Raw genomic sequence first — 9,418 nt, forward strand, 5'->3', positions numbered from 1 at the left:
CGGTTCGCGACGAGCACCTTCGTGATGTGCGCGCTGGCATGACTGGGCACTGAGCCTCCTGTGGTTCGCATGGTCTGTCTCCGCGGTGGCTCCCGTGGGTGTCACCAGCGGTCGTTTACGGCATCACTTCGGAGTCTAAGCACCGAACCGATCCGTGTTGTCACCGGACCGAAATTTCCCGTCAGGGCTGTCCGACGCTCCGCAACCCTACCGAGGGGTAGCTGGTTGAAACCTGTTCCAGTTGCCGGCGGAGGCTCCCGACCCACGTGTGGACGCTCGCGGCAGCGATGTCGTTGCCCGGATATCGGACCGCCAGATTGACACCTCGAGGGGTGCGATTGATCCACGCGTACACGTCGTGGGTGTACTGCCGGCTCCTCAGCGCCCGGGCGTTGCGCTCGTGCCAGCGGCCCGCTTCGGGCACGAACCGGACGTCCATGTAGGAGACGACGAAGCGCGGCCGGATGGGGATGTCGAGTTCCTTCTCGATGCGGTCGAACGGGACCACCGAGATCGGTTTCGTCCGGGCCACGCTCTCGGCGGCGTCGCGGGCGACGGCGGCGAAGTCGTCCGATGTCACCTCGAAGTCGATCGGGCTGAGTCCCACGAACCATCCGAGCGCGGACGCCCACTGCGGGGAGTGCCGGGTATGGACCGGAGTGACCGTCCGAAAGCGTTGATGCCCGGCCACTTCCGCCCCGGCCATGCCCAGGCACGCGAGCAGGCCGGGGAAGAACCCCACATCCGCCTCGCGGCACGCCGAATTGAACGCCGCAGCCTGGTCGGAATCGAGAATCCAGGCAGACAGGTTCTGCTGGGCGTACGACGTGCGCGGGCCGACCTCGAGCGGGAACTCGGGGAGTCCCGGTCCCTCGAGCGCCGAGCGCCACACGTCGAGCGCCTCACGTTTCACGTCGGCGTCGGTGGAGTTCTCACGCTCCTCACGGCCGAAGTCGATGTAGCTGCCGACGGGAAACAGGTTGGCCGTGCGTCCGGACAGTGCTTCCTCGTACAGGGCGGTCAACTCGTGGGCGACGAGCACGATGGAGAACCCGTCGATGATCGAGTGATCGGCCGCGAAGAACACCGTGAATCGGTCGCGTTGGACTGTTTCGAGCGTCGCGAAGACGTACGACGGCCAACTGTGCGGCGACGCGTACTCGTCGAACAGTTGCTGCAGGTGCGCGAAGTTGTCGCCGCCGGCGGCGTCGTACCCGTGGCTGACGACGCCCACGTGCAGCCCGCCCTGCGGCACGGTGCGCCGGTGCACGCGCTCGGTCTCCGTGTCGAACGTCGTGTGCGAGCGCAGCACCTCGTGACGATCGGTCCACTTCTCCAGTGCCGACCGGAAAGCGGTGACGTTCAGCGTGCCGTGGATCTCGAACGCGGTGCCCAGCCAGGATTCGCGACCACCGGAGTCGGAGCACCGGCGCAGGTGCGCCTCGTGGATGTACGAGGCCGGGCGGGGATCGTCCACCCATTCCGAGCGGGCGCACGGTAGCCATTCGGTGAGCGCGCCCACCGGAACGGGGTAGTCGGCAAGTTCGGTGAATTCCATCAGTGTGTGTTCAGACCCTGCCTAGCCGCGAAGATGCCGCTTGATTCGCGCGAGCATCGCGGACATGCCGCGCAGTCGCAGGGGACTGACGGCGTCGGCGAGCCCGAGCGCGGAATAGAAATCGTCCGGAATGCCGAGGATGGTGGCAGCACTGTGCCCGTCCAGGCCCTGGTGCAGTATCGACGCGAAACCCCGCGTCGTCGGCGCTTCCGCGGGCGCGCTGAAATGCAGCCGCACGTGGTCGGGATCGGAGTCGTCGACCGACAGGAACAACGGAGACTGGCACTCGGGCACCGGTTCCATGGCGTCCTGCTCGAGTTCGGCAGGCAGAGGCGCCAGTTCGCGGCTGAACTCCAGCAGCAACTGCAGCTTGTCCGAGCCGTCGACGGCAGCGAAGTCGTCGACGATCTCGGCAAGCGAATCGGGTAGTTCGGTCATGACGATGCGCCGGGAACGTCTCCCGGCTCTTCACCCCTGACGATCGGAACGCGAACCATGTTGCCCCACTCCGTCCACGAACCGTCATAGTTGCGGACGGTGGGGTAACCGAGCAGGTGGGTGAGGACGAACCAGGTGTGGCTGGAACGCTCACCGATGCGGCAGTACGCCACGATGACGTCGTCGGCGGACACACCGCCGTAGATCTCGTTCAGTTCACCGCGCGAGCGGAACCGGCTGTCGGGGGCGGCGGCCTTGGCCCACGGAATGCTCAGCGCGCTCGGGATGTGGCCGCCGCGCAGCGCCCCCTCTTCGGGGTAGTCGGGCATGTGGGTGCGTTCGCCGGTGTACTCCTGGGGCGAACGCACGTCGATCAGCGGCCCCTTGCCGAGGTGATCGAGCACGTCGTCCTTGAATGCGCGGATCGGGGCGTCGTTGCGCTCGACCACCGGGTAGTCGGTGGGGGAGGTCTCGGGGACGTCGAATGCGGTGTCCCGGTTCTCGGCGATCCACGCGTCGCGGCCGCCGTCGAGGAGACGGACGTCCTCGTGTCCGAACAGCGTGAACACCCAGAGGGCGTACGCCGCCCACCAGTTGCTCTTGTCGCCGTAGATCACGACGGTGTCGTCGCGGCTGATGCCCTTGCGGCTCATCAGGTCGGCGAACTGCTCGCCGTTGATGTAGTCACGGGTCACCGGATCGTTGAGATCGAGGTGCCAGTCGACCTTGACGGCGCCGGGGATGTGGCCGACGTCGTAGAGGAGCACGTCCTCGTCCGACTCCACCACCTTGAGGCCGGGAGTGCCCAGATTCGCGGACAGCCACTCCGTCGACACGAGCCGACCGGGGTTGGCGTACTCGGCGAAGGACTGGGTGGGATCTGGCGCTACGGGCACGGGTGGGCTCCTGGGGCAGATGCGACGGGGACGGCGTCAATTCTAGGCGGACGCCGGAAGTTCTTCCGACCGGCGTTCACACTTACCGGCCGTGGACGGTGAGGGAGCCCGCCCAGGCGCGTAGATTCGCACCCGAACGGAGGCCTCATGCCCGACATCTCGACGCGCGCCGACCTGGAACTGCTGCTCCGGCACTTCTACGGCCGGGCATTCGCCGATCCGGTCCTCGAACCGGTCTTCGAGACGCTCGCGGTGATCGGCCTGGACGACCACCTGCCCGTCATGTGCGACTTCTGGGAGACGATCCTGCTGCGCACGGGCGTCTACCGAGGCAGCGCGTTCGCCGTGCACCGGGCGCTGCACGGCCGGCACGGATTCACCGACCGGCACTTCGACCGCTGGGTCGAACTGTGGACGTCGAGCGTCGACGAGTTGTTCGCCGGCGACGTCGCTGGGCGGGCCAAGGTCGAGGCAGTCAAGATCGCCGACGCCATACGGCGACGACTGTTCGAGCCCTCCGGCGGTCAGACGACCGGCGTGCCTTCCATGTTCAGCTGACTGGTCAGCTCCGCGATGGGAGTGACGCCGTTCTCGCAGATGTCGTGCATGATCTCCCGCAGCCGCACCAGGAACTCGGTGACCGCGCGGCGTGCCGTCGGCGTCTCGGGGAACCGCGACCGCAGCGCGAGACCCCGCTGCGTGCGGGAGATCCAGAACTGCGCGTCGTCCGCGACCGTCACGTTGCTGATGTGGTGGGCGTTCAGCTCGTCGTGATCGTCGGTGCCGGGCAGTTTGCGGTAGTCGATGTACGAGACCATGAACACATCCGTGCGGGTGCGGCGGTATCCGTCACCGAGCGCCTCCCGCACCTGGGCCATCGTCACGCCCTTGAGCGTGAGGGCCGTGCGGAACGAGGCGTGGGTATGCGCCAGGGAGGATTGGAAGTCGCAGTCGGGTGTCAGTTCGACCGTCAGCGGCGCGCTCGTCGTGAGCCACCCGATCGCATTGGCCCACTGCGGGTCCTGGCGAATGTGCAGCGGAAACTGCAACGGCATCCGGGAGATGCCGTTGATCGAGTGCACTGCCATTCCCATCGCGGTGAGCGTCCCGGTGAACAGGCTTCCCCCCGAGTCCAGGCAGATTTCCTCGAACCGCTCGGTGTCGGTGGCGTCGAGGAGGGGCCGGACGTCGGCTCCCTGCGGAGCGGGCCTGCCCGCCTCGACACCCAGATCGAGCGGGAAACTGGGCGCGGTGCCGCCGCAGCGCTCGTAGAAACGTGCCCATTCGCGAACCCGGGGGTCGCCGATCTCGGTGACGGGCGCCTCGGCCTCGAGTTCGCAGTACCGCAGGAAGCTCCCGGGGTCGCCGAGATCCTTTGTCAGGTCCGCTTCCGTGAGCACGCCCGAGCCGCCGAGTCCGATGAGTCGCTGATAGATCTGCCGGAGTTCACCCAGTGCGATGACGAGCGAGTATCCGTCGACGAGAGTGTGATCGAACGCACTGACCACGGTGTAGTGCGAGTCGCGTTCGATGGTCGCGAACAGGTACGCGGGGAACGTCAGAGGGTCGCACGCCTCGGTGAACCGGTACCGCAGATGGTCGCGGAGCTCGTGCGGTGACGTCGTCACCGAGGACTCGGACGCGACCACGGTGATGTCCTCGGGGTCGAGATCCACGCGCGCCATCGCGTCCGGGCTCACGTCGAAGCCGGTCTGCAGCGTGTCGTGACGCCGGATGAAGTGCACCAGCGCCTGCGCGAGAGCAGCCCGGTCGAGTCGCCCGGGAAGGTCGAAAGCTGCTGCCATCCAGACGCTCCGGCCGACGCCGTGGGTGCGTGCGGTGTCGAGATGGAATTGCTGGTTGTACGACGGCGGCACCGCGGACGGGGAGACCGTGCCCGGCGCGACGGACCATTCCGTCACCAGACCGGGTTCGAGCATGTACCGGTCGATCGACGTGACGTGCACTACTCCACCCCTGCGGCAGGCGCGGAGTCCGCTGTCGGCGCGAACGAGGTCACCGTGTAATCTCCTTCGCGGGCAACGGTTTTCATGATGGTCGACAACCGTTCCGCATATGCGGTCACAGACCGGTGCGCCTCGTCGGTGTCGGGGTGCGAGACGGCCATCCACGTGCCCTCGAGCATGCGGTTGACCCAAATGGACGCGATCTGAGTGGCCTTGCCACCCACGATGCCGGTCGCCCGGGTCGACACGAAGCTCTCGGTCTGCGGCAACCGCCGGCCGTCGATGTACGACACGATCGGGGGCGGTGCGAGCGTGGTGGCGTGTTGCGACATCGCCTCGGGGCCGGCCTGAGCGAGCACGGTGTCGATCACCTGCTGCACGGACACCTCGCCGAGCGCCTTGCCGGACCGGTAGGCGTCCTGCGCGCGCTGGGCGAGTCCCGTGAACGTCGTGGCGTCCTCGAGGGCGAACCCGACCGGAATGAGATTGATGAACCACCCCTGGGACCAGTAGAACTGCGGGTCGTTGCGGGTGGTGAGGGGGGACAGCGCCATGTAGCGGTCGCGCCCGACCAGTTCGTGTTCGGTGATCGCGAGAGCCGCGAACACGCCGCCGATGAAGTTGGAACCGTGGGCCTTGCACACGGCGCCGAACTGCTCGCACTCGTCGGCGTCGGCGAGGTCGAATCGGCTGCCGATGGCCGGCTTCGGTTCGTCGGACGCCCCGAGGTCGAGGGGGAAGCTCGGGAAGGTACCGCCGTTGCGGGTGAGGTGACCGATCCAGCCGTGCACCTCGGGGGAGGCGAGGGTCAGTGTCGCCGCTTTCTCCCGCTCCCGGCGGCTGTACTCCACGTAGCTTCCCGGATCGGGTAGTTCGGGCTCTACGCCGTCGAGTTCGGCCTGATAGATGATCCGCGTCTCGGCGAACGTGAGAATCATCGACTGCATGTCGGTGTGCGCGTGATCGACGGCGTGGAACAGGGTGAAGCTGTCCTCGGACCCTGGGGCGCCGGCGTCGTGATGTTCCACCACGCCGAACACGAAAGCAGGCCAGGCCAGCGCGCTCGTGTCGTTCGCGAAGCGCGTGGCGACGTGGTCGCGGACCTGTTCAGGGGTGGTGAGGGTCTCGCCCTCGTGTGCGGTGAGGGCGATGGAGTCGGCGGGCACGACGTGCCGCTGTACCGCGTTCGCGGTGTCCGTGGGGTCGGCATCCGCGTTCTCGAACGAAAACCAGCTGTGTAGGGTGTCGTGCCGCAGGATGTAGCGCTCGAGAGTGCGGGTCATCGCGGCGCGGTCGAGCCTGCCCGGGAAGTCGAATGCGATGCCGATCCAGGGGGACTGCGTCTCGCCGTTGTTCGCCGCCAGCCGGGCCCGCCGCAGGTGCCGCTCCTGCATGGTGGTCGGCAGTGCCGGATCCACCGGCGCTTCGACAGCCGCACGTGCACTCACGTCCGTGACTTTCCACTCGACGACCCGCCCAGGCTCTGGCTTCCAATGGGTGATCAAGTTCAAGTCCATCGAGCGGCTCCTGGTGTGTCGAATCGGTTGCGAGTTCGGTCGGGTGTGGCACGGACTTCTCGCAACAGGATGCGGCACCGAGTGCCTTACCGCGAGAGGTAAAGAAGTATGAGACTGATTACAGGTCGGTCCCGGTCTAGTCAAGTGTCGGGCAAAAGGGTTCTACGCTGCAAGTTCCTCGCGTAGCATGCAGCAACCTCTGAACCACCTCACAGCGTTCTGTGAGCTTCGAGCCCCTAGCCTGTCCGGATGCCTGTGACGCAGCGTGACGCACTCTATCGAGGCGAACTCGGTCGGTGGGTCCCGTGGCTGGGACTGGCCACCAGCCTCGCCGCCGTGTTCATGCAACTCCTGGACGCGACCATCGTCAACGTCGCGCTTCCCAGCATCGCGGTCGATCTGGGTGCTTCGGTGTCGGCGCAGCTGCTGATGGTGAGCGTCTACACGCTGTCCTTCGCATGTTCGCTGATCACAGCGGCACGACTGGGGGATCTACTCGGCCGACGACGGGTCTTCCTCACCGCGTTGGCCGTCTTCATCGTTGCCTCACTGCTCTGCGGACTGGCCCAGTCGCCGACCGCTCTCGTGGTGTCGCGGGCGTTGCAGGGTCTCGCGGCGGGGTCGATGTCGGCTCAGACGTTCGCCATCATCTCGGGACTCTTTCCGAAACGCTCGCACCCGCGGGTGTTCGGCATCTACGGCGCGACCATCGGGCTCGCCACGATCTGCGGCCCACTCGTCGGCGGACTTCTCATCCAGTGGGACCTCTTCGGCTGGGGCTGGCGGCTGATCTTCTTCGTCAACCTCCCGATCGGTCTCGCGGCCCTGGTTCTGGGCTACTTCTATCTCGTCGACGCGAAGCCCGACGGCATCCGCCGACTCGACGTGGGCGGCGCCGTGCTGTCGGCGGCCGGGCTGTTCCTCCTGATCTTTCCGCTCGCGGAGGGACGGGAACGTGGCTGGCCGACCTCGATCGTGGTGATGCTGCTGTGTTCGGTGCCGGTCCTGATCGCGTTCGTCGTCTACGAGTGGCGGCTCGGGCGCCGCGGCGGCGACCCGGTGCTGCGCCTCGAGTTGTTCACCGACCGCGCGTTCTCGCTCGGCGCGGCCATCGCGTTCGTGTTCTTCGGGACGCTCACGTCGCTGATCTTCACCATCTCCCTCACCCTGCAGTTCGGGTTCGGGTTCTCCCCGCTCAGGGCCGGGGTGATGACGCTGCCGTGGGCGCTGGGGACTGGTCTCGCCGCGCTGGCCTCCGCAGCCGTCTACCGGCGCATCGGCAACCTCGTCCTGTCTCTCGGGATGGTGCTCTTCGCCGGCTCTCTCGTCGTGCTGGCGGCGCAACTGCAGCACGAGGGCACCGATCCGCGGTGGTCGGCGCTGGCCGGGCCGCTGTTCATCGGGGGAGCCGGACTCGGACTGTTCGTGGCGCCGCTCCAGACGGCGATCCTCGCGACCGTGCAACCGCAGAACGCGGGGTCGGTGTCGGGGCTGCTCCCGACCGTGCAGCAGGTGGGTAGTTCGATCGGGCTCGCGGTGATCGGTGTCGTGTTCTTCAACCTCGTCGCGACGCAATCGGCGGACGCGGTTCAGGCCGAGCGGCCTGCGCTGACCGCGCAGCTCGCCGAGGCCGGGGTGCCGTCGGCGCTGATCCCGCGTGCCGAGGAGACGTTCGTACGGTGCGCGACGGAGCAACTCGGGTCCACGTCCCCGATGACGGTGCCCGACGAATGCCGTTCACCGGCATCCGGCGGTGCGGCGCTCGGCGCCGCTCAGCAGCAGATCGCCGACTCGGCGGTGGTGGCCGCACGGGAATCGACCCGTAATGCAGCGGGTGAGGCGTTTCTCCAGGCAGAACGCCGCATCCTCTGGATCATTGCGGCGGTGGCGGCGGCGATCGGTGTGGCCTCGCTGACGCTCCCGCGCCGGAACCAGCAGGTCGACGAACGGTCAGCCGACGCGGCCTGACGACGCCCACAACTCGGCGACGCCGACTCCGACCTCCGCGAGCAACCTCCGGACGAGCGGCAGACCGATCCCGATCACGCTGGACGGATCACCCTCGATGCGGTCCACGAACCAACCCCCGAGGCTGTCCAGGGTGAACGCGCCCGCGACCTGCAGTGGTTCCCCGGTCGCGAGGTAAGCCTCCAGATCGGCGTCCGGCGGGCTCGCGAAATGGACGACGGTGGCGCTGTGATCGTGTGCGTCACCCACCACCGCACCCTCCGCGATCCGCAGGACGCTGTGCCCGGTGAGCAGGGTCGCGCTACGGCCGGCCATCGACGACCACCGCGCGCGGGCGATGTCGACGGTTCCGGGTTTGCCCTGCAGGGAGCCGTCGATCAGCAGCATGGAGTCGCATCCGATCACCACGGCGTCCGAGATCCCGTCCCGTGCGAGAACGGGGAGGACGTCGCTGGCCTTGGCGCGGGCCAGTTCGGTCACCACGTGCTCGGGGGCCGCGCCGGCACCGAGTGCCGCGATGACGGCGTCCTCGTCGACTCCGGAAACTCGCACGACCGGCTCCACCCCGGCGCTGCGCAGAACAGCCAGCCGCGCCGGGGAAGCCGAGGCGAGAACGAAGGACGTCACCGGATCCGGATCAACGCCGGTACGCCGACACGTTCGGAAACGCGTACGGGGAGAACGGGGCGACGCTCCGGTGCATCCGCGTGGGAGCACCCCAGGACTCGGGCGGGACGTGCGCATCCGGATCACCGCTGCCTGCGGCGGCGACCGCGGACAGCACCGCGACGAGCGCCGCGATCTCCTCGTCGGACGGTGAGCCCTTGACCACCTTCAGGAAAGGCTCACGGGCCGCATCGGCGGCTGCGCCGTCCGTGTCACCCGGCAGGTCGGTGGCCGCACCCTCGGCGAGCGTGGTGTCCGCTGCGGAACCGTTGACTGACGACGTCGCGTCGGAACCGGTCTCGGTGCGCACGTCGTCCTCGGTGATAGCGGTCATAGCGGAATGTTCCCATGCTTCTTGGGCGGGAGGGTGACCATTTTGCGTTCGAGTAGGCGCAGGGCGGCCACGAT

9 protein-coding genes are annotated in these 9,418 nt (G+C 67.5%); 2 read left to right on the forward strand and 7 right to left on the reverse strand.

Translation table 11 applies throughout. The annotated features are described in order from the left end of the window. Nucleotides 1-181: 181 nt before the first annotated feature. From AZG88_RS28865 to AZG88_RS28875, 3 genes are read right to left on the reverse strand one after another with little or no spacing between them, the layout of a single operon-like run. A complete protein-coding gene (locus AZG88_RS28865; RefSeq protein WP_005239966.1) occupies nucleotides 182-1,558 on the reverse strand; it encodes a condensation domain-containing protein in 1,377 nt (458 codons plus the stop codon). 21 nt (nucleotides 1,559-1,579) lie between these two features. After that, nucleotides 1,580-1,996: a SufE family protein gene (locus tag AZG88_RS28870; RefSeq protein WP_005239978.1), complete on the reverse strand. Its 417-nt coding sequence runs from the start codon at nucleotides 1,994-1,996 to the stop codon at nucleotides 1,580-1,582. After that, the gene (locus AZG88_RS28875; protein ID WP_061699853.1) at nucleotides 1,993-2,892 is read right to left on the reverse strand and encodes a sulfurtransferase; all 900 of its coding nucleotides are present in this window, start codon (nucleotides 2,890-2,892) and stop codon (nucleotides 1,993-1,995) included. The genes AZG88_RS28870 and AZG88_RS28875 overlap by 4 nt, the downstream gene beginning before the upstream one ends. A 147-nt stretch (nucleotides 2,893-3,039) precedes the next feature. Here AZG88_RS28875 and AZG88_RS28880 point away from each other — a divergent pair, with 147 nt between their 5' ends. Beyond that, on the forward strand, nucleotides 3,040-3,450 hold the full coding sequence (locus tag AZG88_RS28880; RefSeq protein WP_005239982.1) for a group III truncated hemoglobin: 411 nt from the start codon (nucleotides 3,040-3,042) through the stop codon (nucleotides 3,448-3,450). Here the strand turns inward: AZG88_RS28880 and AZG88_RS28885 are convergent. Together AZG88_RS28885 and AZG88_RS28890 are read right to left on the reverse strand one after the other, a co-directional pair. Next, nucleotides 3,417-4,859: a condensation domain-containing protein gene (locus AZG88_RS28885; protein ID WP_061043413.1), complete on the reverse strand. Its 1,443-nt coding sequence runs from the start codon at nucleotides 4,857-4,859 to the stop codon at nucleotides 3,417-3,419. The genes AZG88_RS28880 and AZG88_RS28885 overlap by 34 nt on opposite strands. Continuing rightward, nucleotides 4,859-6,376: a condensation domain-containing protein gene (locus AZG88_RS28890; protein WP_061043414.1), complete on the reverse strand. Its 1,518-nt coding sequence runs from the start codon at nucleotides 6,374-6,376 to the stop codon at nucleotides 4,859-4,861. Before AZG88_RS28890 ends, AZG88_RS28885 begins: the two co-directional genes overlap by 1 nt. A gap of 249 nt (nucleotides 6,377-6,625) precedes the next feature. Between AZG88_RS28890 and AZG88_RS28895 the strand changes: the two genes are divergently transcribed. Beyond that, nucleotides 6,626-8,344, forward strand: a complete 1,719-nt coding sequence (locus AZG88_RS28895) for an MFS transporter (protein WP_061699854.1) — start codon at nucleotides 6,626-6,628, stop codon at nucleotides 8,342-8,344. Here AZG88_RS28895 and AZG88_RS28900 read toward each other — a convergent pair. Together AZG88_RS28900 and AZG88_RS28905 are read right to left on the reverse strand one after the other, a co-directional pair. Next, complete coding sequence (locus AZG88_RS28900) at nucleotides 8,327-8,971, reverse strand: Maf family protein (protein ID WP_061699855.1); 645 nt, start codon at nucleotides 8,969-8,971, stop codon at nucleotides 8,327-8,329. The two genes, AZG88_RS28895 and AZG88_RS28900, sit on opposite strands and share 18 nt — an antisense overlap. 10 nt (nucleotides 8,972-8,981) lie before the next feature. Then, entirely contained in the window at nucleotides 8,982-9,344 is a 363-nt protein-coding gene (locus AZG88_RS28905) for an acyl-CoA carboxylase subunit epsilon (protein ID WP_005239992.1), read from the reverse strand. Between the last annotated feature and the right edge of the window lie 74 nt (nucleotides 9,345-9,418).

The organism is Rhodococcus sp. LB1 (assembly GCF_001583455.1).
Taxonomy (GTDB): domain Bacteria; phylum Actinomycetota; class Actinomycetes; order Mycobacteriales; family Mycobacteriaceae; genus Rhodococcus_F; species Rhodococcus_F opacus.